This is a genomic window from Pseudomonas sp. Snoq117.2, assembly GCF_900110545.1.
Taxonomy (GTDB): Bacteria; Pseudomonadota; Gammaproteobacteria; order Pseudomonadales; family Pseudomonadaceae; genus Chryseomonas; species Chryseomonas benzopyrenica.
Map to the genome: position 1 here is coordinate 704,627 of NZ_FOED01000001.1, position 23,766 is coordinate 728,392.

General features: G+C 65.8%; 18 protein-coding genes and 3 pseudogenes. 12 read left to right on the top strand and 9 right to left on the bottom strand.

Features of this window, described 5'->3' with window-relative positions:
* Positions 1 to 85: 85 nt before the first annotated feature.
* A complete protein-coding gene (locus BMZ43_RS03510; RefSeq protein WP_017638971.1) occupies positions 86 to 490 on the bottom strand; it encodes an RcnB family protein in 405 nt (134 codons plus the stop codon).
* Between the two features lie 325 nt (positions 491 to 815).
* On the opposite strand from BMZ43_RS03510, the gene BMZ43_RS03515 reads away from it, so the two are divergent.
* From BMZ43_RS03515 to trmA, 3 genes are all read left to right on the top strand, one after another.
* Complete coding sequence (locus BMZ43_RS03515) at positions 816 to 2,207, top strand: MFS transporter (RefSeq protein ID WP_064306702.1); 1,392 nt, start codon at positions 816 to 818, stop codon at positions 2,205 to 2,207.
* A gap of 122 nt (positions 2,208 to 2,329) precedes the next feature.
* Entirely contained in the window at positions 2,330 to 3,625 is a 1,296-nt protein-coding gene (locus BMZ43_RS03520) for an NCS2 family permease (RefSeq protein WP_064306703.1), read from the top strand.
* A gap of 60 nt (positions 3,626 to 3,685) precedes the next feature.
* Complete coding sequence (gene trmA / locus BMZ43_RS03525) at positions 3,686 to 4,774, top strand: tRNA (uridine(54)-C5)-methyltransferase TrmA (protein ID WP_093249828.1); 1,089 nt, start codon at positions 3,686 to 3,688, stop codon at positions 4,772 to 4,774.
* 537 nt (positions 4,775 to 5,311) lie between these two features.
* On the opposite strand, the gene BMZ43_RS03530 is transcribed toward trmA, so the two are convergent.
* Both BMZ43_RS03530 and BMZ43_RS03535 read right to left on the bottom strand, forming a co-directional pair.
* Positions 5,312 to 6,232, bottom strand: coding sequence for a Gfo/Idh/MocA family protein (locus tag BMZ43_RS03530; protein WP_093249831.1), 921 nt, complete (start codon positions 6,230 to 6,232; stop codon positions 5,312 to 5,314).
* A gap of 50 nt (positions 6,233 to 6,282) precedes the next feature.
* Complete coding sequence (locus BMZ43_RS03535) at positions 6,283 to 7,167, bottom strand: putrescine utilization regulator PtrR (RefSeq protein ID WP_093249834.1); 885 nt, start codon at positions 7,165 to 7,167, stop codon at positions 6,283 to 6,285.
* 102 nt (positions 7,168 to 7,269) lie between these two features.
* Here BMZ43_RS03535 and BMZ43_RS03540 point away from each other — a divergent pair, with 102 nt between their 5' ends.
* From BMZ43_RS03540 to BMZ43_RS27160, 4 genes and pseudogenes are all read left to right on the top strand, one after another.
* Positions 7,270 to 8,418, top strand: a complete 1,149-nt coding sequence (locus BMZ43_RS03540) for a YbfB/YjiJ family MFS transporter (RefSeq protein WP_093249847.1) — start codon at positions 7,270 to 7,272, stop codon at positions 8,416 to 8,418.
* Positions 8,419 to 8,570: 152 nt separating this feature from the next.
* Positions 8,571 to 10,217 carry an acetolactate synthase large subunit gene (locus tag BMZ43_RS03545; RefSeq protein ID WP_093249850.1) on the top strand — a complete coding sequence of 549 codons (1,647 nt, stop codon included), beginning with the start codon at positions 8,571 to 8,573 and terminating at the stop codon, positions 10,215 to 10,217.
* Between the two features lie 718 nt (positions 10,218 to 10,935).
* Positions 10,936 to 11,910 (top strand): annotated as a pseudogene (locus BMZ43_RS27155) (methyl-accepting chemotaxis protein); the annotation flags it as partial.
* Entirely contained in the window at positions 11,905 to 12,768 is an 864-nt protein-coding gene (locus tag BMZ43_RS27160; protein WP_371099766.1) for a methyl-accepting chemotaxis protein, read from the top strand. The pseudogene BMZ43_RS27155 and the gene BMZ43_RS27160, both read left to right, overlap by 6 nt.
* A 390-nt stretch (positions 12,769 to 13,158) precedes the next feature.
* Here the strand turns inward: BMZ43_RS27160 and BMZ43_RS03555 are convergent, their stop codons facing one another.
* Positions 13,159 to 14,028 carry a LysR substrate-binding domain-containing protein gene (locus BMZ43_RS03555; RefSeq protein WP_064306710.1) on the bottom strand — a complete coding sequence of 290 codons (870 nt, stop codon included), beginning with the start codon at positions 14,026 to 14,028 and terminating at the stop codon, positions 13,159 to 13,161.
* A 131-nt stretch (positions 14,029 to 14,159) separates the two neighbouring features.
* Here BMZ43_RS03555 and BMZ43_RS03560 point away from each other — a divergent pair, with 131 nt between their 5' ends.
* Positions 14,160 to 14,813, top strand: a complete 654-nt coding sequence (locus BMZ43_RS03560) for a DUF998 domain-containing protein (RefSeq protein ID WP_256562859.1) — start codon at positions 14,160 to 14,162, stop codon at positions 14,811 to 14,813.
* Positions 14,814 to 14,835: 22 nt separating this feature from the next.
* Here the strand turns inward: BMZ43_RS03560 and BMZ43_RS03565 are convergent, their stop codons facing one another.
* A complete protein-coding gene (locus BMZ43_RS03565; RefSeq protein WP_064306712.1) occupies positions 14,836 to 15,096 on the bottom strand; it encodes a DUF2798 domain-containing protein in 261 nt (86 codons plus the stop codon).
* A 118-nt stretch (positions 15,097 to 15,214) separates the two neighbouring features.
* Here BMZ43_RS03565 and BMZ43_RS03570 point away from each other — a divergent pair, with 118 nt between their 5' ends.
* A complete protein-coding gene (locus BMZ43_RS03570; protein WP_093249862.1) occupies positions 15,215 to 16,129 on the top strand; it encodes a LysR family transcriptional regulator in 915 nt (304 codons plus the stop codon).
* A 42-nt stretch (positions 16,130 to 16,171) separates the two neighbouring features.
* Here BMZ43_RS03570 and BMZ43_RS03575 read toward each other — a convergent pair whose 3' ends face one another.
* The 4 genes from BMZ43_RS03575 to BMZ43_RS03590 all read right to left on the bottom strand — a co-directional run bounded on the left by BMZ43_RS03575 (position 16,172) and on the right by BMZ43_RS03590 (position 19,946).
* Positions 16,172 to 17,023 (bottom strand): universal stress protein, encoded by an 852-nt coding sequence (locus tag BMZ43_RS03575; RefSeq protein WP_064306714.1) that lies wholly within the window; start codon positions 17,021 to 17,023, stop codon positions 16,172 to 16,174.
* Between the two features lie 13 nt (positions 17,024 to 17,036).
* A complete protein-coding gene (locus tag BMZ43_RS03580; RefSeq protein ID WP_093249865.1) occupies positions 17,037 to 18,521 on the bottom strand; it encodes a SulP family inorganic anion transporter in 1,485 nt (494 codons plus the stop codon).
* A gap of 262 nt (positions 18,522 to 18,783) precedes the next feature.
* Positions 18,784 to 19,398, bottom strand: a complete 615-nt coding sequence (locus BMZ43_RS03585) for an ATP-dependent Clp protease proteolytic subunit (protein WP_177344765.1) — start codon at positions 19,396 to 19,398, stop codon at positions 18,784 to 18,786.
* A gap of 191 nt (positions 19,399 to 19,589) precedes the next feature.
* Positions 19,590 to 19,946, bottom strand: a complete 357-nt coding sequence (locus BMZ43_RS03590; protein ID WP_017638989.1) for a YajD family HNH nuclease — start codon at positions 19,944 to 19,946, stop codon at positions 19,590 to 19,592.
* Between the two features lie 682 nt (positions 19,947 to 20,628).
* Between BMZ43_RS03590 and BMZ43_RS27165 the strand changes: the two are divergent.
* From BMZ43_RS27165 to BMZ43_RS03600, 3 genes and pseudogenes are all read left to right on the top strand, one after another.
* A pseudogene (locus BMZ43_RS27165) lies at positions 20,629 to 21,405 on the top strand (CHASE3 domain-containing protein); the annotation flags it as partial.
* Between the two features lie 258 nt (positions 21,406 to 21,663).
* A pseudogene (locus BMZ43_RS27170) lies at positions 21,664 to 22,260 on the top strand (methyl-accepting chemotaxis protein); the annotation flags it as partial.
* A 138-nt stretch (positions 22,261 to 22,398) separates the two neighbouring features.
* On the top strand, positions 22,399 to 23,592 hold the full coding sequence (locus BMZ43_RS03600; RefSeq protein WP_017638991.1) for a DUF2252 domain-containing protein: 1,194 nt from the start codon (positions 22,399 to 22,401) through the stop codon (positions 23,590 to 23,592).
* Positions 23,593 to 23,766: the final 174 nt, after the last annotated feature.

The window sequence follows — 23,766 nt, forward strand, 5'->3', positions numbered from 1 at the left end:
GGAGACTCCGAAAAGGGTGTTTCAGCATGCCGCCTGGACACCCCAAACACTACGGGGCCGATCACCCGGCCCCGGCCACGATGGCTTACTGCTTGGCTTTGACGATCTTGTCGATCACCGCGTTGCTGCGCTTGATCAGCACGTAGTCGGAACCGATCTTCACCCATTGGCTGTCTTCGCCCGGCTGTTCCAGTCCGTGCTTCTTCCAGTCCTTGATCACGTACTCATCGCGGATGTACTTGCGTGGCGCCCGGCCACCCTCTTCGAGTTCAAAGGTAGGATGATCAGGGTCGTGGGTAACAGCCTCGTCGCTCTGATTGGCATCCTTCTTGTTGACCTTGTTCTGGTACTGCGCGTTGGTGGGCTCCGAAGCCGCCTTGTCGGCGGCCGGCTTGGTCGGCGTCATGGACTCGGGCGCGGCCTGGACCTGCAGGGCACCTGCCAGGACGACGGTACCCAGAGCCAGGGAGAGCAGCGATTGCTTGATCATGGGGGTGTTTCTCCTCTGCGTTCGAGGTTTTGACCCCGCGCTCAGCGGAAAAGCTCCACGACTACCTGCGGACGCACCGTTGGCCTTACCAGCGTTCGTCCCGATCGGTCCTGCAGGATCAGCCCCCACCCTTGGCTATCGTTCACATCCTTCATGCAACGAATCCCTGGTGGCGACTACAGCTGGCGAAACCGTCTCATCTCGACGCTGGCAGTCTGGCTGGCAGGTGCCGGCGATTCCTCGACCTTTATCGGTAAGCCAGGGCTGGCGAGCCTTGCAGCACCTCAGGCAGAGTAGCCCACCTCTTTTCCGGACGCGCGCACTCATGGAACGCTGGAAGATTCTCGCCGGCCTGGTGAGCTTCACCTTCTTCATGGAAAACCTGGACGCCACCGTGATCGCCACGGCCCTGCCGCAGATGGCCCTGTCCTTCGGCCGTGATCCGGTGGACCTCAACCTGGGCATCAGCGCCTATCTGCTGGCCATCGCCGTGGGTATCCCGGTGAGCGGCTGGATCGCCGAGCGCTTCGGTCCGCGACCGGTCTTTACCCTGGCCATCGGCGTCTTCACCCTGGCCTCGCTGCTGTGCGGGATAGCCCAGTCCCTGGAACACTTCATCGCCGCGCGCATCCTTCAGGGGCTCGGCGGCGCCCTCATGGTCCCCGTGGGCCGCCTGGTGGTGCTGCAGGTGACGGAGAAGCACGAACTGGTGCGGGCCATCGCCCTCATTACCTGGCCCGGCCTGGTGGCGCCCGTGCTCGGTCCGCCCCTGGGTGGCCTGATCACTACCTATGCCGACTGGCGCTGGATCTTCTACCTCAACCTGCCATTGGGCTTGATCGCCCTGGTGCTGGCCTGGCGCCTAGTGCCGGCCGACATCCCCACTCAGCGGCATCCGCTGGACTGGCGCGGTTTCCTGCTGCTGGGCGGGGCCTGTGTGGCCTTCATGTGGGGCGTGGAGCGCCTCGGCCAGAATCAGGGCAGCCTGGGTAGCAACCTGGCCTGGATGGGCATAGGGCTGATCCTCGGCACCAAGGCGGTGCGTCACATGGCCCGTATCGAACGACCGCTGATCGATTTTGGCACACTGCGCATCCCCACCTACCGCGCGGCCATCCTCGGCGGCGGGCTGTTCCGCATCACCATCGCCACCGCGCCCTTCCTGCTGCCGCTGATGTTCCAGCTGGCCTTCGGCCTGGACGCCTTCCAGGCCGGCCTGCTCCTGTTGGCCCTATTCGCCGGCAATCTCGCGGCCAAGCCCTTTACCACCGCCACCATGCGCCGCTTCGGTCTGCGCACCATCCTGATCGTCAATGGCCTGCTCAGCGCTCTCAGCCTGCTGGCCTGCGGCCTGCTCACCCCCGGCTGGCCGCTACCGCTGATCTTGCTCTTGCTGTTCTGCAGCGGGGTGTTCCGCTCACTGCAATTCACCGCCAGCAATGCCCTGGCCTTCGCCGACATCCCCAAGGACCGCCTGGGGCATGCCTCCACCCTCTTCAGCACTAATTTCCAGCTGGCCATGGGCCTGGGCGTGGCCATCGCCGCCCTGTTGCTACGCGCCTCGATGGAGTGGCACGGCCATTTCGACCCGCAATTGGCAGACTTTCGGCTAGCCTTTTGCATCGTGGCCGTGCTCGGCATCCTGAGCACCCTGGATGCCTTCCGCCTGGCCCGCAATGCCGGCGATTCGGTCAGCGGCCATACCTCTGGAAGTTGACCAACCGGACAGTGCTCGACGCGATGCCGATTGGGGGGTAGGTCCTAGCGTCTTACCCGTGTTTACCGACCTGTTATGATGCGCGCCTTTTTCCGATCAGACCGGCGCGCACGAGGCATCCCATGCTGGAAAGACTCTTCCAACTCAAGGCCCACAACACCTCTGTCCGCACCGAACTGCTGGCTGGGGTCACCACCTTTCTGGCCATGGCCTACATCCTGTTCGTCAACCCGAGCATCCTCGGCGCCACCGGCATGGACAAGGGCGCGATCTTCGTCGCCACCTGCCTGGCCGCCGCCATCGGCTCGGCACTCATGGGACTGATCGCCAACTACCCCATCGCCCTCGCCCCGGGCATGGGCCTAAACGCCTTCTTCACCTACACCGTGGTCCTGCATCTGGGCCATACCTGGCAGGTGGCGCTGGGCGCGGTGTTCCTCTCGGCGCTGATGTTCTTCCTGCTGTCGATCTTCCGCATCCGCGAATGGATCATCAACAGCATCCCGCTCCCGCTGCGCTCGGGCATCGCCGCCGGCATCGGCCTGTTCCTGGCGCTGATCGCCCTGCAGACCGCCGGCATCGTGGTGGGTAATCCGGCGACCCTGGTGGGCCTGGGCGACCTGTCCAAACCCGGTCCGCTGCTGGCCATCCTCGGCTTCTTCCTGATCGTCGCGCTCGAAGCGCGCAAGGTCACCGGCGCGGTGCTGATCGGTATCCTGGTGGTCACCGTGATCGCCATCGCCTTGGGCGTCAGTGCCTTCGGCGGTCTGGTGTCCATGCCGCCGTCGCTGGCACCGACCTTCCTCCAGCTGGACATCCGGGGCGCCCTGGACGTCGGCCTGATCAGCGTCATCTTCGCCTTCCTGTTCGTCGACCTGTTCGACAACTCCGGCACCCTGATCGGCGTGGCCAAGCGCGCCGGCCTGATGGGCAAGGATGGCCACCTGCCGAAGATGGGCCGCGCCCTGATCGCCGACAGCTCCGCCGCCATGTTCGGCTCGCTGCTGGGCACCTCCACCACCACCAGCTACATCGAATCCGCCGCGGGGGTTTCCGCGGGTGGTCGTACCGGCCTCACCGCCGTGGTGGTCGCGGTGCTGTTCCTGCTGGCGCTGTTCTTCGCCCCCCTGGCCGGCAGCGTGCCGGCCTTCGCCACCGCCCCGGCGCTGTTCTTCATCGCCGTGCTGATGACCTCGGGGCTGGCCGAGATCGAGTGGGACGACCTGACCACCGCCGCCCCGGTGCTGGTCACTGCCCTGGCCATGCCGCTGACCTATTCCATCGCCAACGGCATCGCCTTCGGCTTCATCGCCTGGACCGTCATCAAGCTGCTGTCCGGCCGCACCCGCGAGCTGAATTCGGCACTGATCGTGCTGTCGATCCTGTTCGTCATCAAGCTGGGCTGGTTCAACGCCTGACCCCTCTCCTCGGGGCTCCGGCCCCGAGGTCTCCCCGCCTCACCCTGCCCCGGATCTACCATGTCCCAACCTTCCTTCGCTCCTGCCGACTACCAGGCTCAACTCGACGCCAAGGCCAACCGCTTGCGCGAACTGCTGGCGCCCTTCCAGGCTCCCGAGCCGGAGGTCTTCGCCTCGCCGCTGCAGCACTACCGGCTGCGCGCCGAATTCCGCCTGTGGCGGGAGAACGAGGAACGCCACTACGCCATGTTCGCCCCGGGCGACAAGCACACGCCGATCCTCATCGAAGACTTCCCCATCGCCAGCCAGCGCATCAATGACCTGATGCCGCGCCTCAAGGCCGGCTGGCAGGCGGACGTGGCGCTGTCGTTCAAGCTGTTCCAGGTGGAATTCCTCACCACCCTGGCCGGCGATGCGCTGATCACCCTGGCCTACCACCGGCCATTGGACGCCGCCTGGCAAGCCGCCGCCGAGCGCCTGGCCGCCGACCTCGGCGTCAGCCTGATCGGTCGTTCCCGCGGCCAGCGCCTGGTGATCGGTCGCGACCATGTGCTCGAAGAACTGGAGGTGGCCGGGAAAACCTACCGCTATCTGCAACCCGAGGGCGGCTTCACCCAGCCCAATGGCACGGTCAACGGCAAGATGCTCGCCTGGGCCCATACCTCCCTGGGCGCGCGTGACGACGATCTGCTGGAGCTCTATTGCGGCAACGGCAATTTCACCCTGCCGCTGGCCAGTCGGGTGCGTAAGGTGCTGGCCACCGAGGTGAGCAAGACCTCGGTCAACGCCGCCCTGCACAACCTGGCCAGCAATGGCGTGGACAACGTCACCCTGGTGCGCCTCTCCGCCGAGGAACTGACCCAGGCGCTCAACGAGGTCCGACCCTTCCGCCGCCTGGCTGGCGTGGAGCTCAAGAACTACGACTTCGGCACCGTCTTCGTCGACCCGCCCCGCGCCGGCATGGACCCGGACACCTGCGAACTGACCCGCCGCTTTGAACGCATCCTCTATATCTCCTGTAACCCGGAGACCCTGGCCGAGAACATCGCCCAGCTGCAGGACACCCATCGCATCACCCGCTGCGCCCTGTTCGACCAGTTCCCCTGGACGCACCATATGGAAAGTGGCGTCTTGCTGGAGCGGCGGTGAGGGCTTTGAGCGTCGAGGTAATCCGCGTGGAAAAGGTTGCGCCGTTTTCCACCCTACGCCGGGGCTGAGCGCCCCTCTCCCTCGGGGAGAGGACTGGGGCGAGGGAAGCTACTGAGCCGTAGGTTGGGCTGAGACGGCTCTACCGTCGAAGCTCAACATGCCAGGCACCCTTGTTGGGCTTCGCTGCGCTCAACCCAACCTACAAAAGCCCACCATGACGCCCCCTCTCCCCGCGGGAGAGGGCTGGGGTGAGGGAGACCGAGCCGTAGGTTGGGCTGAGACAGCTCCACTGTCGAAGCCCAACAGCCAAGCCCCCCTGTTGGGCTTCGCTTTGCTCAGCCCAACCTACAAGAGCCCACCATGACGCCCCTTCTCCCTTGGGATAGGAGACCGAGCCGTAGGTTGGGCTGAGACGGCTCCACCGTCGAAGCCCAACAGCCAAGCCCCCCTGTTGGGCTTCGCTTTGCTCAGCCCAACCTACCAGAGCCCACCATGCCACACCTCTCCACCGGGGAGAGGGCCGGGGTGAGGGAGGCCCTACTCGTGAAACTCCGCCACCGTCTCGCGCCGGCCATAGAGAAAGGCGTCGGCCACGTGGCGCAGCGGGGCCACGTCCACGTCGGAGCGGTTCTGGGCGACCAGCTCGGCGAAGCGGGCATAGAGGCCGGCGTATTCCCGGTCGGGGCCCTGGTGGGTCAGCTGGCCGTCCAGGTACAGCTCGCTGCCGCCCTTGCTCAGGGTCAGGCGACCGCCATCGGTGTCGACGTGGATGTCCCAGGTCTGGGGTCCGGTCTGCAGGAAGTCGAAGTCGGCGGCGATGGGCACGCCGGCGCTGTCGACGAAGGCCAGTTGCGCGGCCACCGGGGTCTGGCAGTTGCCGGGGACCTGCAGCGTCGCCTCCTTGAGAAAGAACGGCCGCGGCAGGATGGCGGTGACGATGGACAGGGCATTGATGCCCGGATCGAAGACACCCATGCCGCCCGGTTCCCAGATCCAGGCCTGACCGGGATGCCAGACGCGCACGTCTTCCTTCCACTCGATCCGCACCGCCTGGATGCGCTTGGCTTCCAGCCATTCGCGGGCCGGCTGCACGCCCTGGGCATAGCGCGAATGCCAGGTGGCGAACAGCGACAGCCCCGCCGCCTCGGCCTGGCGGGCCAGGGCGTCCACTTCGCTCAGGGTCGCGCCCGGCGGCTTCTCCAACATCACGTGCTTGCCGGCGGCCAGGGCCTCGCGCGCCTGTTCGTAACGCACCGCCGCTGGCGCGCAGAGCGATACGGCGTCGATGGCTGGGCCGTCTTCGAGCAAGGCGCTCAGGCTGGGATAGTGGGCGACGCCGTCGAGCTGGGCGTTGCGGCTGGCCACGGCGACCAGCTCGTAGGCGGGATTGGCGGCGAGCGCCGGCAGGTGCTGGTCACGGGCGATCTTGCCCAAACCGACGATGGCTATTCTTATCATGATCGTCCTCGGTAGACGGTAGGAGTCCGCCGCCTAGGATCGGGCAATCATCACATCAAAGCAACAGCTTTGCGGTCGCTCTGCAAGCTCTCGCGCAACTCCAGCCAGCTGCGCAGATTGGCGCCCTCGCGGCCCTTGCGCCACATCAGCCAGGTGGTGGCCTGAGCGAAGCGCGCCTGGATCGGGTGACGCTGCACCCGCTCGCGGCCGGGCAGGCTGTCGAGCATGGATTCCGGCATCAGCGCCACCCCACCGGTGATCACGCAGGCCAGCATGCTGTGGTAGGACTCGATCTCCATAACCGGGCCGCTGGGCACCCCCGCCGCGGCGTACCAGGTGTCCAGGTAGCGTCTATAAGAGCAACCGGCGCGAAAGCCGAACACCGGACGCCCGGCCACGTCGGCCGGTGAGCGCACCGGGCCGAGTTCCAGCCCGGTGATCAGTACCAGGCGTTCCTCGAACCAGGGCTGGCCCTCCAGCGCCACATCGGGCGCCGGGCCGTCCACCAGGGCGGCGTCCAGGCGACCGGCCAGCAGGCCTTCCACCAGTTCGCCGCTGGGGCCGCTGTGCACCTGCAGATTCACCTTGGGATAGCGCTGGTGGTAGCGCGCCAGCAGCCCCGGCAGATGGATGGCTGCGGTGCTGAACATGGAACCCAGGACGAAGGTGCCGGCCGGCTCCCCGCCCTGCACCGCGCTGCGTGCCTCGTCGGCCAGGGCGAACAGGCGATGGGCGTAGTCCAGCAGCCGGTGGCCGGCGGCGGTCAGGTGCAGCCGCTGGCGTTCGCGTAGGAACAGCTCCACCCCCAGCTTGTCTTCCAGCTGGCGCAGGCGCGTGGAGAGATTGGAGGGCACCCGGTTGAGCCGCTCGGCGGCCCGTACCAGCGAGCCCTCCTCAGCCACCGCCTGGAAGATGCGTAATTCGGCGAATTCCATACCTTTCTCTTTAGCTGAACATCTATTTCTCTATTATTCGTTTTTATTGATTAACTTCAAGGCCTAGGCTGTCAGCATCCACCTGTTACCGGAGCCTTTTCGATGACCGCCACTACCCGCCTGCTGGCCTGCCTGCTGGCCCTGGCCACCGCCATGGGCATCGGCCGCTTCGCCCTGACCCCCGCCCTGCCCCACCTGATCGCCGAGGGTCAGATCGACCTCACCGGCGCCAGTCTGCTGGCCGCGGCCAACTACCTGGGCTATCTGCTCGGGGCCCTGGACGCCCTCTTCGCCCGTCGCACCCATGCGCGCCTGGTCGGAGGCCTCTGGCTCTGCGCCGGCCTGACCCTGGCCTCCCTGCTGGCCGATGGCCTGGCCGCCCAGGCGCTGCTGCGCTTCGGCACCGGCCTGGCCAGTGCCTGGGTGCTGGTGATGGTGACCGGTCTGAGCCAGCCCCTGGCCGCCGAGGCCGGACGGCCACGCCTGGGCGCTCTGGTCTTTACCGGTCCCGGGGTCGGCATCCTCATCAGCGGCCTGATGGCCCTGGTCAGCAATCGCCTGGGTGGCGATTCCAACCAGCTGTGGCTGAGCTACGGCCTGCTCGCCAGCGTGGCCACCCTGGCACTGCTGCCGCTGCTGCCACGGCGCGGTCCCGCCACCCCGCTGCCTACCACCGCCGCGGCGCCGACCAAGCGCTCGCCCGCCTTCAACCGCCTGATCCTGGCCTATGGCCTGGTGGGCGTCGGCTACATCCTGCCGGCGACCTTCCTCTCGCAGATGGCCGCCAGCCGCTTCCACGGCCAGTGGCAGGCCGACCTCTTCTGGCCCGGCTATGGCCTGGCGGCAGCCCTGGGCGTGGTGCTGGTGAGCCTGCGTCGCCCGGGCACCGGTACCCGCCGCTGGCTGATCGCCACCCTCTGGCTGCAGGCCGCAGGTGTGCTGCTCTGCCTCCTGCCGGGCAGCCTGGCGCTGTTCCTCGGGGTGCTGCTCTGTGGCGGCCCCTTCCTCGCCTGCATGCAGCTGGTGATGCAGTACGGCCGCGAGCTGGCACCGGCCACGCCGCAACGCAACGCCGGGGTACTGACCGCCAGCTTCGCCAGCGGCCAGTTGCTCGGTCCCTTGCTCGGCGCGGTGAGCAGTCACTTTGCCGGCGACCTGCAACCGGCCTTGGTGATCGCCGCTCTGGGCCTGCTGTTCGCCGGGCTGCACCTGCGCCGCGCCAGGGCGTCGCTACAACGCTGCCTCGCCTGAATCGTTTCCGCTGCGGCCATTCGTCACAGAAGTAAAACTGGGTGGTTCCTTGTTTTGAAATGTTTCGCCGTTCCTGAGTACAGTGACCGCCGCGCCTCATAGAGGAGGCGCTTCAGGCGCTCGCCATCCACCCCACAAGGAATACAACACTCATGATGAAGGCCTCCGATCTGGTCGTTCGCTGCTTGGAAAACGAGGGTGTGGAATACATCTTCGGCATTCCCGGCGAAGAGAACCTGGACCTGCTGGAATACCTGCGTCGCTCCTCGCAGATCAAGCTGATCCTGACTCGCCACGAGCAGTCCGCCGGCTTCATGGCCGCCACCTACGGCCGCTTCACCGGCAAGACCGGTGTCTGCCTCTCCACCCTCGGTCCAGGCGCCACCAACCTGGTCACCGCCGGCGCCTATGCCTACCTGGGCGGCATGCCGATGCTGATGCTGACCGGCCAGAAGCCGATCAAGAAATCCAAGCAGGGTCGTTTCCAGATTCTCGACGTGTGCCGCATGATGGCGCCGCTCACCAAGTACACCCACCAGTTCGCCTCCGCCGACAACATCCCGTCACGCATCCGCGAGGCCTTCCGTCTCGCCGAGGAAGAGAAGCCCGGCTCCGTGCACCTGGAACTGCCGGAAGACATCGCCGACGAGCACACCGAAAGCCTACCGGTACCGCCGAGCCTGAGCCGTCGTCCGGTCGCCGAGGCCAAGGCCATCGCCGCCGCCGTCTCCAAGCTGGAAAACGCCCGCAGCCCGGTGCTGGTATTGGGCGCCGGCGCCAACCGCAAGATGACCGCGCGGGTGCTGCGTCAGCTAATCGAGAAGACCGGCATCCCCTTCGTCACCACCCAGCTGGGCAAGGGCGTGGTCGACGAGCGCCATCCGCGCTTCCTGGGCAACGCCGCCCTCTCCGCCGGTGACTTCGTGCACCGCGCCCTGGAGTCCGCCGACCTCATCGTCAACATCGGCCACGATGTGATCGAGAAGCCGCCGTTCTTCATGACCCGCGGCGGCACCGAGGTCATCCACATCAACTTCCGCTCCGCCGAAGTCGATCCGGTGTACTTCCCCCAGGTCGAGGTGGTCGGCGACATCGCCAACGCCATCTGGGAGATCAAGGAGCGCATCGAGGTCCAGCCCACCTGGGACTTCGACCGCCTGCTGACCATCCGCGAAGCCAACGAGGCCCATGTCGCCGAAGGCGCCACCGATGACCGCTTCCCGGTCTACCCCCAGCGCCTGGTGGCCGATCTGCGCAACGTGCTGCCGTCCGACGGCATCGTCGCCCTGGACAACGGTATCTACAAGATCTGGTTCGCCCGCAACTACAAGGCCTACATGCCCAACACGGTGCTGCTGGACAACGCCCTGGCCACCATGGGCGCCGGCCTGCCGTCGGCCATGGCCGCGCGCCTGGTCCATCCCAACACCCCCATCGTGGCGGTGTGCGGCGACGGCGGCTTCATGATGAACAGCCAGGAGCTGGAAACCGCGGTGCGCCTGAAGATGAACCTGGTGGTCATCATCCTGCGCGACGACGGCTACGGCATGATCCGCTGGAAGCAGGCGCAGATGGGCTTCGAGGACTTCGGCCTGGACTACGGCAACCCGGACTTCGTCCGCTACGCCGAAAGCTACGGCGCTCAGGGCCATCGCGTGGAAAGCGCGGCGGCCTTCGCCCCGCTGGTGCAGCACTGCCTGGACACCCCTGGCGTCCACGTCATCGACTGCCCGGTGGACTACTCCGAGAACGACCGCATCCTGCACCAGGACATCAAGGAGCGCAGCGCGGCGGTCTGATCGAGTAGGTCAGTCAGGTAAGGGAACGCCCCGGCCATGAGGTCGGGGCGTTTTTGCTTGGGCCCACGACGGCATCCCGAACGCCTTGCGGCAGCCAGTCCACGCAGGTCGTCGCCATGGGCAAGCGTCTTGGTAATTGCCATGAAGGGAGGAGTCTTATCAGGCTTTCAGCACGCCTTACCTGTGAAAAAGGACGACTTTTCCTTGTATTTAGTCAAACTGTTCAGCAATTTTTATCAATAAAATCAAAAAGATACGATGTGAGATCTCCACCAGAACAGGCCGCATATCCCGGTAATTGTGCAGCCTATCGCTTGGCTTTAAACCTTCCAGCAATCGCGCCTCTATTAAGGAGACCTTAAGCACCGTCGTGGCTGTACCACCTCATCCGCTGCTTTCCTCGGCGCGAGACCGCAATCGTCTGATTGCCCGTCCGCGCCTGCAGGCGGCAGGGCGAGGTCAGGTCTTGCCCAAGGCGCCTAGGGGAATACCCGTGGTTACTCGCACAAGATGCCAAGCGCCCTTCGCGCCCACCGGCCCTGCCGGTAGCTGACGAAACAGAGGCTGCCGTAACCCTCAAGAAGACGCTGGCCCCGTGGCCGGCGTCATCCAGAGCTCCGCTATCCAGGTAGTCCAAATGCAGCAAAATGGCTGGAATGTATTAAGCAATCTCACCGTCAGGGCCAAGCTGGCCCTCGGCTTCGCTCTGCTCATCGGCATGATCCTGTTGGTGGCCTACACCGGCTGGTCGGCCACCGATACCTTGCGCGATCGCAGCGAACGCATGAACGACATCGCCGGTTACAGCACCGTGGCCCGTGACATGCGCATCGAGCGACTGGTGTACTTCACCAAGGCCGATGATGCCCAGGCGGCCAAGTGGCTCGCCGCCCTGGAAAAGACCGAAGCCCAGTTGCACGGCATCGTTCCGCATTTCAAATCTCCGATTAATCAGACCCTGCTCGACGAGGCGGACAACACCCTGAAGCGTTATCGCGACTTCTACGATCAGACGATCACCGCCACCCGCGAGCGGGAAGCCATCCGCAAGGTCGCCAGCGCTGCGGCCGAGGCCGCCAACACCCATCTGCTCACCCTGGCTGAAGCGGCGAACGGCGAGACCGGTCGCCCCGCCGATCGCCAGCAGCTGGCGGCGCTCTTCATTGGCGTGCAGCGGATGCGAGTGGATTTCCGTGGCTATGCCACCGCACCGAACAAGGATAGCGAACAGAAGGTGCGCGACTCCGTCAACGCCGCGCTCTCCCAGGCCAAGGCGCTCGGCGCCACGGCTCTGCCGGCCGAGACCGTGCAGAAGTTGCTCGGTGAAATCTCCGGCTACGGGCAGCGCCTCGAACAACTGGTGGCAGCGCAGGCGCAGGTGGACCAGGCTCAGGGCGGCATCACCACCACCATCACCACCCTGCTCTCCATCGCCGACAAGCTCACCGCCATCCAGCAGGAATTCCGCGCGGCCGACGTGGCCAATGCCCGCCAGTTGCTGTTGATCTGGCTGGCAATCGCTATCGCCCTGGGCCTGGCCTGTGCCTGGCTGATCACCCGTTCCATCGTCAAACCCTTGCAGGACACCGTGGCGCTGGCCGAAATGGTCGCCAACGGCGACTTCACCCATCAGCAGCAGGTCACCCGCAAGGATGAACTGGGCGCCCTGCAGACCAGCATGCAGCGCATGACCGGCAACCTGCGGCGTCTCATTGGCGAGGTGCGTGACGGTGTCGTCCAGGTAGCCAGCGCTGCCGAGCAGTTGTCGGCGGTCACCGAGCAGACCAGCGCTGGCGTGCAGTCGCAAAAGGTCGAGACCGACCAGATCGCCACCGCCATGCAGGAAATGACCGCCACCACCCACGAGGTGGCGCGCAACGCTGGCGAAGCGGCCAAGTCCGCGCTGGACGCCAGTCGCCAGGCCCAGCAAGGCGATCTATCGGTCAGCAAGGCAATCGACCAGATCGAGCTGCTGGCCCGGGAAATGGCGTCGACCAAGGCGGCCATGGCCACCCTCCGTGGCCACGCCGACAGCATTGGCGGCGTACTCGACGTGATCAAGGCGGTGGCCGAGCAGACCAACCTGCTGGCGCTCAATGCCGCCATCGAAGCCGCCCGCGCAGGCGAGGCGGGACGTGGCTTCGCCGTGGTCGCCGACGAGGTCCGCGGCCTGGCCCAGCGTACCCGCTCCTCGACGGACGAGATCGCCCAGCTCATCACCGGTCTGCACCAGAGCACCGACCGCATGGCGACGGTGCTCGACCATAACGTGCAGTTGACCGACAGCAGCGTCGGCCTGTCCCGCGAGGCGGGCGAGATGCTCAAGCGAATCACCCAGTCGGTGAAAGACATCGAGTCGATGAACGAACAGATCGCCTGCGCGGCCGAGCAGCAGAGTTCGGCCGGCGAAGAGATCAGCCGCAACGTCACCAACGTCCGCGACATCTCCGACCAGACCGCCGCCGCCAGCGAGGAGACGGCCTCGTCGAGCATGGAGCTCGCCCGTATCGGTGTGCGCCTGCAGGAGATGACGACACGCTTCAAGGTGTGATCCTGGCGGGCGCTCCTTCCCCTCACTCCGGTCCTCTCCCCAAGGGAGAGGGAGCGCCTGGGATGGACTTCCAGCAGGAAGGAAAACGCGGCACAAAAGGTAGGTTGGGCTGAGCACAGCGAAGCCCAACGTCAGTCAGGTGAAGGCTGGGCCGTTGGGCTTCGACGGTGAAGCCGTCTCAGCCCAACCTACGGCTGGCTCTACCCGAGGGAGTGGAAAGCACCTGTCATGCCTGGTGTTGCGTGGAAAACGGCGCAGCCTTTTCCACGCGCTGGCACGAGGTAGGTTGGGCTGAGCTCAGCGAAGCCCAACGCCAGTTAGCTGAACACTGGGCCGCTGGGCTTCGACGGTGGAGCCGTCGCAACCCAACCTACGGCTCCACGACTTCCCTCACCCCATCCTCGCCTCTTCCAGCAGCCAGCGTTCGAAACTTGCGAGCGCGGAATCGATTTCCGTCGTGGGACGGGTGACCAGCACATAGCGTTCACGCAGCTCCGGCAGGACCGGCCAGGGCGCCTGAAGTCGGCCGGCGGCCAGATCCTCCTCGATGTAGTGCTCAGGTACCAGGGCCATGCCGAAGCCGGCCTTGGCGGCCTCGATCAGCAGCGAGTAGCGATCATAGGTAGGACCAACCGCCTGGGCGCCCAGGGGTAACCCGGTGAGCGTGGCATAACGGGCCCAGCTGTGCGGACTCTCCAGCTTGTGCAGGAGCGGCAGGCTGGCCGGAGGATTGCCCGCCAGACGTGGATGACAGACCGCGACCAGCTGCGTCTCGAACAACGGCTGCACCCGCAGACCGTGCCAGACCGGATGGTCATAGTTGATCGCGGCGTGCAGTCCGCTGTCTTCCAGGGCGAAGGGCTGCGTCCGCTCGCGCAGATTGACCTCGATGTCCGGATGGCGCGCCTGGAAGCGCGCCAGCATCGGGATCAGCCAGCGACCCGCCAGGGTCGGAATGACGCCAATCTCCAGCGCGGTGGTGCCGCGGGCCTGGGCGACCAGTTGCCGCGTGTGGCGTTCGATGTCGGCAAGGGCCGTGCGCATGTGCGCGGCATAGCGGGCTCCGGCAGCGGAAAGCTCGACGCGGTTGCCGATCCGCAGAAACAGTCTGACGCCCAGTGCAGCCTCCAGCTTGGCGATCTGCCGGCTGATGGCGCCCTCGCTGAGCGACAACTCCTGCGCCGCCTTGGCGAAGCTGAGATGGCGGGCGGCCGCTTCCAGGGCCACCAGCGCCGTAGTACTGGGCAGGCGTCTAGTCATCAGCGGTCATCCTTGGCAGCGGGGCGCCCCAGGATGACGCCTGGGCAAGCTGCCTTGCAAAAAAATCCGTAACGCTCGCCCGCCAGCACCTCCTAGCATGACCAGACGATACCAGGGAGGCAGCAGCAGTGATGATGACGAGGACGTTCGCCTGGAACCGCATGGATCGGCTGCTGCTGGGCACGGGTCTGTTGATTCCGTTCTGGTTGACTATCGGCGTAGGGCTGACCGCCCTGGCGTATCCCGGTTACAGCCATGTCGATCATGCCCTGAGTCGGCTGGGGGCTGTCGATGCGCCCACTCAGGGATTTTCCGCCTGGCTCAACAACGTTCCTCTGGGGGTGCTGTTCGTGCTGGTCGCCCTGGGGCTGGCCAGACGTTTTCGCACTTCGCGCCTAGCCGGGTTGAGCGCGGCCCTGATCCTGCTCCACGGCCTGGCGAGCTTCGCCACCGGGCTGTTCCCCTGCGACCAGGGCTGCGCCCCGCTGCAGCCCTCCGTTTCCCAGCAGCTGCATAATCTGGCCGGCCTGGTGATGTTCCTGTCGCTGACCCTGGCGAGCGCGCTCTGGGCGTGGCTCGGCAAGCGGTTGCTGGCCTCGCCCGGCCTGGCTGCCTTCTCGGCGGTCTGCACCCTGCTGGCCCTGGTCACCGCGGGCATGATGGCGAGCGCGGTCGCCGACGGCCAAGGCTTCGGGCTCTACCAGCGCCTCAACTATGCCGTGGGCGTCGCCTGGCTCGCCGTCCTGAGCGGAATGGCCAGGCGCAGCCCAGGTGGCCGGCCGTGACCGACAAGCCGCCTGAAACCGCTCAGGCATGGACGGTCAGGGCGACGAGTCGGGCGACCAGAGGCCGTACCAGCAACACGCAGACGAAGGCGGACGGCATGGCCACCTGATAGGCATTCATCACATTCCTGAAGTAGTCGGCGTCGAAGCCGAATTCCGCCAGGGTGATCACCAGGCACATCAGCAGGGCCATGATGGTCGACATATAGAGAGCGAAAACATAGGGCGTCGCCCGCTTGGGAAAGCGTGGTTTTATTGATGTGGCAGGACTGATTGGCTTCATCGGGTTGCCTCGGGTCAAGGAATCGAGGCCAAGCTTACAAGGGCGAGTCTCTGCCGGTAGCCTTCTCTGTCTTGGTTCACTATAAACAAAAATCAACGAATCCTTCGGCAGGGACCCCATGGACATCCTGGGCTTGATCAGTACCTACATCAGGGTCGTGGAAGCCGGCAGCATCGCCGGCGCCGCTCGCGCTCAGGGCCTGAGCGCGGCCGCAGTGAGCCAGAGCATCGCTCGTCTGGAGGCACATCTGGGCGTACGGCTGCTGTCGCGGACCACGCGCCGTCTCGCCATGACCGAAAGCGGCGCCCGCTATTTCGAGAAAGTCCGGCACATCCCCCAGGACGTCGAGATCGCCGCCCACCTGGCCACCCTGGCCAGCGAGCCGCAGGGACCGCTGCGGATAGCCACCACCGCCGCCTTTGGCCGCCACCTGCTGGCGCCGCTGCTGCCGGCGTTCAAGCGTACCTATCCGGGCATCGACATCGAATTGATCGGCAGCGACCGGCGCCTGGATCATCGCCTGGAACAGATCGATGTCAGCCTGAGGATCAAAGCACAGCTGAGCGACAGCCTGGTCGCCCGTCGGATCGCCTCCCGTGCCTTTGTGTTCTGCGCCGCGCCCGCCTATCTCGAACAGGCCGGCACACCCCGCACCCCGGAAGAGCTGCAGCAGCACGCCTGTCTGCTGTTTCGCTATCCCACCGATGGACGCTATCTGCCCTGGCGCTTCGTGCGCGCGGGTCAGACCTTCGAGGCGGCCACCCGCCCTGGCTTCGTCTGCGACGACATCGACATGATCGCCCAGCTCGCCGTGAACGGGGGCGGCATCGCACGCTTGGCGGACTTCGTCGCCCTGCCGCTGATCGAGCGGGGCCAGCTGGTGTCACTGTTCGACGCCCAGAGCCAAGACGCCACCGCCGCGCAGTCGGAGCCAATGGACATCTATGCCTGCGTTTCCGAGCGTTCCGCGCTGAGCGGCAAGGTCCGCGCCTTCATCGACTTTCTCGAACAGGCCCTGCAGCCGGGCTCCTGACAGGCGAAAGCCCTGGCCGCCGTAGCGACCAGGGCCGCTCTCTCAGGGACGCAGTACCAGGGTGGTGATGTCGGTGTGGTGCAACAGGTGGGACGTCTGACTTCCCAGCAGCAAGCGCCGGGCAGCGGAATGACGGTAGGCACCCATCACCAGCAGGTCGGCCCGAGAGGCCTGGACCCGCTCGGGAATCACCTCGGCCGGATGCCCTGCCACGAGCTGGGTCGTCACCTCGCTGCCGCCGGTACGCAGGAGCTCCGCAGCGGCCTCCAGTTCGGCCACGCGCGCCGGCGTGGACTCACCGACCTGCAAGACCTCGCCCTGCAGCCCTGCCAGCAACCCGCTCCTGGCGACCTCCAGCAGTCCCCGATGGGTGGCCTCGCTGCCGTCATGGGCGAGCAGAAAGCGCCGGGGTTCGCGGAAGTCGGCGGCGCACACCAGGATGGGCCTGTGCAGCGTTCGCACCACGGTTTCCAGCTGGCTCCCGATGCCGCGGCGACCGGCGTGCTCGCCGCGCTTGCCGATCACCAGCAGGCTCATGTCAGGCTCCAGTTCGCGCAGGGTATCCACCAGGTAGTCGTGCCGCTGGAGCGTGGCAGGCGCCTTGACCAGCCCGCTGCCCTGCAAGCGTTCCACGGCCCCAGCCAACAGAGCCGCGCCATCGGCACGCGCCAGGCGTGCGCGCTGCTCGTCCAGCCGCGCCAGTTCTTCGAGCAGATGCTCGCGCGAACCGAGACCGATGGCGCCGCTGGCATCGGGGGCTGTGGGATAGAGGCTGCGCTCCAGGACATGCAGCAGGGTGAGGGGCAGCGCCAGGCGTCGGGCCAGCCAGGCACCGTGATCGCAGACACTGCCCGCCAGGGGCGAGCCGTCGATACAGGCGATGATCTTGCTCATGGTGTCGCCCTCCTCAGTGGCCCAGCAGTTGGCTGCTGGCCCCGGGTTTGTCGTGGATGCCGAAGCGGTCGACCAGGGTCGCGCTGGCCTGATCGAGATCGAGGACCTGCACGGTCACGCCTTCCCGGCGATACCTGAGCACGACCTTGTCCAGGGCGGCGACGGCGGTGATGTCCCAGAACTGAGCCGCCCTGAGATCGATGCGTACCTCGTCCAGCACCTCCTTGAAATCGAAGGCCTCGATGAAGGCCGCGGTGGACGAGAAGAACACCTGACCACGCACCTCGTAGACGCGAACGCCGGGCGCCTCCAGACGAGACGTCAGCGTCAGTTGGTGCCCCACCTTGTTGGCGAAGAACAGCGCAGCCAGCAGCACCCCGACCAGCACGCCGAGCGCCAGGTTGTGGGTGGCGACCACGACCGCCACGGTGGCCACCATCACCAGGTTGGTGGAGAGCGGATGCCGCCGCAGATTGCGGATCGAATCCCAGCTGAAGGTGCCGATGGAGACCATGATCATCACCGCCACCAGGGCCGCCATGGGAATCCGGGCGAGCCAGTCACCGAGAAACACCACCATCAGCAGCAGGAAGACGCCGGCGCAAAGAGTGGACAGCCGGGTGCGTCCGCCGGATTTCATGTTGATCACCGACTGGCCGATCATGGCGCAGCCCGCCATGCCGCCCAGCAGGCCAGCGGCGATGTTGGCGATCCCCTGCCCCTTGCACTCACGATTCTTGTCGCTGGGCGTATCGGTGATGTCGTCGACGATGGTGGCCGTCATCAGCGACTCCAGCAGCCCCACCACGGCCAGTGCCAGGGAGTAAGGCAAGATGATCAGCAGGGTGTCGAGCGTCAGCGGCACCTGGGGCCAGAGCAGCACTGGCAGGGTATCGGGCAGCTGTCCCATGTCACCCACCGTGCGGATGTCCAGCCCCAGGACGAGGGAGACGGCCGTCAGCACCAGGATGCACACCAGCGGCGAAGGCAGCAGCCTGCCCACCACCGGCAGCAGCGGGAACAGATAGATGATGCCCAGCCCGGCGGCGGTCATGGCGTAGACCTCCCAGCCGACATGGGTCAGCTCGGGCAACTGGGCCAGAAAGATCAGGATCGCCAGGGCATTGACGAAGCCCGTCACCACGGAACGGGACACGAAGCGCATCAGCGCACCCAGGCGCAGATAGCCAGCAGCGATCTGCAGCACCCCGGTCAACAGGGTCGCGGCCAGCAGATATTGCAGGCCGTGCTCCTTGACCAGGGTCACCATCAGCAGCGCCATGGCGCCGGTAGCCGCCGAGATCATCCCGGGGCGACCGCCGACGAAGGCGATCACCACGGCGATGCAGAAGGAGGCGTAGAGCCCCACCTTGGGATCAAGTCCGGCGATGATGGAAAAGGCGATGGCTTCGGGGATCAGCGCCAGGGCGACGACCAATCCGGACAGCACATCGTTCTTCACATTGGAAAACCAATGCCTCTTGAGGGTATTCAACATGGACAACTCGCACCTGTGCCTGACCCGTCGAGCGAGTGGCAGACGCCGGATCAGGCGTGAATTCCAGGGTTGGCAGCCGCCACGCCGCGGGCGCGACAGGACGGCAGACGTCCTTGCGTCAGCGAGCAAGGACGGGAGAGGTGCGAGCTATGGGGGACTGGGTTGCCAGTCGCGGGAGGGGCAATGCATACCCCGAAGGTATCACGAAAGAACGAGCGTTTGTAGACCGCACCTGCCGGTCTGGCCGGGCGTCAACCTGCCCTCACCGGCTTCCGCCGTCGCTGACGAGGTAGGTAGCCCGGTCGATCCCACGCGGCAACCGGTCCGGCGCCCGGGTGATCAAACCGATGTCCTTGGCGGCGTCGTAGCCCAGTCGTCGTCTGTTGCTTTCGGAGGAAAGCAAGGTAGTGAGCTCTTCTGGCGCCAGCTTGATGCAGCCCTTGTAGATCTCGCGGAACTTGAGGTTCTCGCGCTCGACGTCCTCGAACGCCTGCTTGGCCTGGTCCGGCTTCATGTAGCCGTTGACGGCGATGGCCGCCGCGGCCGGATGCAGGAGAAAGCTGGCGAGTGGCGCCGCATAACGATCTTCGGCCGCGCAATAGATCATGGTGGCGGATGAATCCGTCGCGGCGGCGTCGATGGTATTGATGTGCAGTGGATAGTGGCGGATGAACTCGTAGGCGACATAGCCCGCCTCCATGCTGCCGCCAGGGCTGTTGAGGTAGAGATTGACGTTCTTGGTGGCGGGGTACTTGAGGGCGATGTCGCTCAGGGCGGCCAGCAGGGAGCTGACCGAGCGGTCGTTGATACCACTGTTGAAGTACACCGACGCGGTGTCGGCACTGGCAGCACCGCCCTCTCCGCGAATGACGGTCATCTCGGCGGAGGCCTCCGGCAGACAGCCTGCGGCCAGCACGGCCAAGGCTCCGGCGGCCAACCGTTTAGCAACGCTCGAACGTCTCATCCCCTCTCGCTCCCAGGTCGGCAATCGGCCAAAGACCTGAAACGCTAGAGGGCGAGACTTAAGATCAGCTTAAGGCAGGACGGACTGCCTGGATCGCTGTGCGCTCAGTCCTTTTTCAGCAGTCCCGCCAGCCCGGCGAAGGGGTTGTGGGTGGCCTGGGCCACCTTGGGCGTGCTCAGGGAGCTGTCGCTGAAATACTGCTGATCGGTGTAGCGACTGTGCTCGTTGTCGTGGCAGTACAGGCAGAGCAATTCCCAGTTGGAGCCGTCCTGGGGATTGTTGTCGTGGTTGTGGTCCCGATGATGCACGGTCAGCTCGCTCAGGCGCTTGCCGGCGAATTCCCGGGCGCAGCGACCACAGACGTGGGGATACATCTTCAGCGCTTTTTCGCGATAGCCGCGTTCGCGCTCGCGCTGGGTCTCGGCGAGGATTCGATCCAGCTTCGAGGTATCGGTAGCCATGCTGCACCTGGGTGGTCGGGAGAGAGGCCCAGTATAGCCTGGGCCTGGCGCTCCCGGTGAGCGCTCGCCATAGGATCCGGCGGCCGATCGCCCGACCTCTTAATCTCAGGCTTAACCTTCCCCGCCAGTGCCGCCATCGGTTTGCCGAGGCGCTGGCGAATGCCCTGCGCACGGATCGAACTGCCGCCCAGGCCGCCGGCTTGGCAGTCCAGGCGCTGTCGCGCTGCATCTGGAAGCGCCCCACGTCCAGGGCCTGCTGGTGGGTTCATCGACACCGCCAGCCCAGCGGAGGCCGATGAATTGGCAGGCACTTGGCGCAGCTGGAGCGCTGACAGCTTTTTATTCGCCCTCACCTTGACGGACAGCAACCTTCCTGCGAATCGCGCCTGACCGCAAAAATGTTTATTGCGTCACATAAAACTTTTTCATGGACCACCGCTCCAACTCCAGGCTCAGAGGCTCTGGCCTGCGGTTCTTGAACGAAAAAGCCATTTCCGGCGCTCGCTCCGCCACAGGGATGATCGAGCCGCGTCATCTGCGATACCTGTACCACCAGGAGTCACGCTTCCGCCGCCGTCAACGCAAGACACGGATCAGTCGCGTTCCCCTCCGCTAGCTCGCCATAACCCCTAACCTTGCCCCCCTGGGCGTGAGTCGACTACCTAGCACTTGAGGTTTTCCCATGCTGCAACAGCTGACCATCTCGAACAAACTCAGACTCGGCTTCGGCGCGATCCTGGTCATCATCCTGGCGCTGATCCTGGCGGCCAGTCATGGCTTCACCCAAGTCAACCTGGCCGTCCGGCAGAACATCCACTCCTACCATGTGCTGCAGGATTCCGATGCCGCCCTGCTGGCGTTGGTCAACATGGAAACCGGCATGCGTGGCTTCGCCCTGACCGGCAAGGACGAGTTTCTCGAACCCCTGAACAAAGGCGAACAACAGTTCGCCGATCAGTTGCAGGACCTGACCCAGCTCACCCGCGACAATCCCGAGCAGCAGGCCGGTCTGGCCCAGCTGGGTCAGGCCAAGCAGCAATGGAACAACGAGTCCGTGCAGCAGATTCTGGCGCTACGCCGGCAGGTCAACGCCGGTACCCAGCCGCTGGACACCCTCACCGCCCGCATCGCCACCGCCCAGGACAAGGGCAAGATGGACGCGATGCGCGAATTGCTGGGGCAGATCAAGAGCCGGGAGAATCGGCTGCTGGACAGCCGTACCCAGTCGATGGACGACGCCAAGCAGCAGGCCATGCTGATCCTGATCAGCGGTGGCATCCTCGCCGCGCTGCTGGCGCTGGGCATCGCCTGGTCGCTGTCGCGCACCATCGTGGGTCGACTGGCCCAGACCGTCGCCATCGCCCGGGCCATCGCCGCCGGCCGACTCGATTCGCCGATCCCTGCCGGCGGACGTGACGAGCTGGGTCAGCTGCTGACCGCCTTCGGCCAGATGCAGGACAGGCTGCGCGACATGATCCAGGGGATCAAGCAGGGCACCGACCAACTGGTCGCCGCCTCCCACAGCATCTCCGCCAACTCCCAGCAGCTGTCCACCGCCGCCCAGGAGCAATCCAGTGCCGCCTCCAGCATGGCGGCCACCGTGGAGCAGCTGACCGTGAGCATCAACCACGTGTCCGACAACGCCGGGGAAGCCCACGACCTCTCCAGCCAGTCGGGTCGCCTGGCCCAGGATGGCGGCCAGACCATCCAGGCTTCGGTGGACAGCATGAAATCCATCGCCGGCACGGTGCAGTCCTCGGCCACCCGCATCGGTGAACTGGGCGAGCACTCGGAACGGGTGTCGTCCATCGTCAGCGTGATCAAGGGCATCGCCGACCAGACCAACCTGCTGGCGCTCAACGCCGCCATCGAGGCGGCGCGGGCTGGCGAACAGGGGCGCGGCTTCGCCGTGGTGGCCGACGAGGTGCGCCAGCTGGCGCAACGCACCACCAACTCCACCCAGGAGATCGCTGCCATGATCGAGAAGATCCAGGCAGCGACCCAGGCGGCCATGAGCGACATGGAGGTGGGCGTGCGCCAGGTCAACGGCGGGGTCGATCTGGCCAATCAGGCCGGCGAGGCGGTAGTCAGCATCAACAATTCCTCGGACAAGGTGGTACGGGTGGTCAACCAGATCTCCCTGTCCCTTCGCGAACAGACCGCCGCCAGCCATGACGTCGCCCGTACCGTGGAGCGCCTGGCGCAGATGGCCCAGCAAAACAGCGAGGCCATCGACGAGACGGTCAAGACCGCCGTCTCCCTGGATGCCCTGGCCAATGACCTGAATCGGCAGATCGGCCAGTTTCGTTGCTAGCGCTGACCTGCGGTCTTCGCCACGCGATCCCGACCTCCCACCGCCTGGCCCTGGCCAGCGGTGGACTGCTGACACAAACTGAAACATTCCCCTAGCGCAACGGTCACACAGGCGTCTCCCCCAAGGCCTGCGCCCTGCATGAAAACCCCGCGTCCCGTCGATCGTCTGCCTCGCCTCAACCAGCTGCGCAATCTGAAAATGGCCCGTTCTGCCCACGCCTATGTGCGGGGCAGTACGGTGCACTTCTACGAGTGGCTGCACAGCCAGCCCGGTCGCAGCCTGCCCAATGGGCCGGCGGTGTGGATCTGCGGCGACTGCCATGCCGGTAACCTCGGCCCCACGGGCGATCTGCACGGCACCACCGACGTCAATATCCGCGACCTAGACCAGACCGTGGTCGGCAATCCGGCCCACGACCTGGTGCGCCTGGCACTGTCGCTGGCCACGGCGGCACGCGGCTCCGACCTGCCAGGGGTGACCACGGCACGGATGCTCGAAGAGATGATGCGCGGCTACGAGATAGCCTTCGAGGACGACCTCGAGCGCGAGGTGCCGCGACCGGCCCAGGTCAAGGCCGGGATGCGCAGCGCGGTGCAACGCACCTGGAAGCACCTGGCCCGCGAACGCATGGAAAACACCCGACCCAAGCTGCCGCTGGGCAAGCACTTCTGGCAGCTGAGCAAGGCCGAGCGCCAGGCCATCGCCGAGTTGTGCGAAACACCGGGTATCCATGCCCTGGTGACCTCGCTCAAGGGCCGCAGCCACGACAGCCGCGTCGAATTGCTCGACAGTGCCTACTGGGTCAAGGGTTGCAGCTCCCTGGGGCTGCGCCGCTATGCCGTGTTGCTGGGGGTGGACGACGGCGACGACCAGGACTACTGCCTGATCGACGTCAAGCAGGCGGTGGCCGCCGCCGCTCCGCGGGTGGCCCATGCCACCATGCCCCGCGACAACGGCAAGCGCGTGGTGGAAGGGGCACGCCAGCTCTCCCCGGCCCTGGGCAATCGCATGCTGGCGGTACGCCTGCTCGATCACTCCTTTTTCATCCGCGAACTGCTGCCCCAGGATCTCAAGCTGGAACTGGATGAACTCAGCGCCCGCGAGGCCATGAGCGCCGCGGCCTACCTGGCCCGGGTGGTCGGGCGTGCCCATGCCCGGCAGATGGACTTGGCCACCCGGGTGGAGTGGATGAGCGATCTGCAGCGCAATCGTACCCGCACCCTGGATGCGCCCTCCTGGCTGTGGAGCAGCGTGGTGCAACTGGTAGGCGCCCACGAAATGGGCTACCTGGCCCACTGCCGCGCCTATGCCCTGGAGCATGCGCAGGACTGAGGCCACTGTGAAACTGGCCCGGGGCTAACCGCCTCGGGCCGCGCTTCTCGCTCCCGCATCTTCCCCGCCGGCCTGCCCGGCCCAACTCGGAAGCGGCAGGCGATGCCCACCTGCCCCCGACCACCTGCCCGCTTCGTCGATCCGCTCGATCGCAGATTGTGCGACCCCTCGCCT

Coding starts and splice junctions, on each gene's coding strand:
- BMZ43_RS03575 (WP_064306714.1), bottom strand. CDS start 17,023: ATGAGCAAGATCATCGCCTGTATCGACGGCTCGCCCCTGGCGGGCAGT.
- BMZ43_RS03570 (WP_093249862.1), top strand. CDS start 15,215: ATGGACATCCTGGGCTTGATCAGTACCTACATCAGGGTCGTGGAAGCC.
- BMZ43_RS03540 (WP_093249847.1), top strand. CDS start 7,270: ATGACCGCCACTACCCGCCTGCTGGCCTGCCTGCTGGCCCTGGCCACC.
- BMZ43_RS03600 (WP_017638991.1), top strand. CDS start 22,399: ATGAAAACCCCGCGTCCCGTCGATCGTCTGCCTCGCCTCAACCAGCTG.
- BMZ43_RS03510 (WP_017638971.1), bottom strand. CDS start 490: ATGATCAAGCAATCGCTGCTCTCCCTGGCTCTGGGTACCGTCGTCCTG.
- BMZ43_RS03565 (WP_064306712.1), bottom strand. CDS start 15,096: ATGAAGCCAATCAGTCCTGCCACATCAATAAAACCACGCTTTCCCAAG.
- BMZ43_RS03545 (WP_093249850.1), top strand. CDS start 8,571: ATGATGAAGGCCTCCGATCTGGTCGTTCGCTGCTTGGAAAACGAGGGT.
- BMZ43_RS03515 (WP_064306702.1), top strand. CDS start 816: ATGGAACGCTGGAAGATTCTCGCCGGCCTGGTGAGCTTCACCTTCTTC.
- BMZ43_RS03580 (WP_093249865.1), bottom strand. CDS start 18,521: ATGTTGAATACCCTCAAGAGGCATTGGTTTTCCAATGTGAAGAACGAT.
- BMZ43_RS03585 (WP_177344765.1), bottom strand. CDS start 19,398: ATGACCGTCATTCGCGGAGAGGGCGGTGCTGCCAGTGCCGACACCGCG.
- BMZ43_RS03560 (WP_256562859.1), top strand. CDS start 14,160: ATGATGACGAGGACGTTCGCCTGGAACCGCATGGATCGGCTGCTGCTG.
- BMZ43_RS03555 (WP_064306710.1), bottom strand. CDS start 14,028: ATGACTAGACGCCTGCCCAGTACTACGGCGCTGGTGGCCCTGGAAGCG.
- BMZ43_RS03520 (WP_064306703.1), top strand. CDS start 2,330: ATGCTGGAAAGACTCTTCCAACTCAAGGCCCACAACACCTCTGTCCGC.
- BMZ43_RS03535 (WP_093249834.1), bottom strand. CDS start 7,167: ATGGAATTCGCCGAATTACGCATCTTCCAGGCGGTGGCTGAGGAGGGC.
- BMZ43_RS03590 (WP_017638989.1), bottom strand. CDS start 19,946: ATGGCTACCGATACCTCGAAGCTGGATCGAATCCTCGCCGAGACCCAG.
- BMZ43_RS27160 (WP_371099766.1), top strand. CDS start 11,905: ATGACCGGCAACCTGCGGCGTCTCATTGGCGAGGTGCGTGACGGTGTC.
- BMZ43_RS03530 (WP_093249831.1), bottom strand. CDS start 6,232: ATGATAAGAATAGCCATCGTCGGTTTGGGCAAGATCGCCCGTGACCAG.
- trmA (WP_093249828.1), top strand. CDS start 3,686: ATGTCCCAACCTTCCTTCGCTCCTGCCGACTACCAGGCTCAACTCGAC.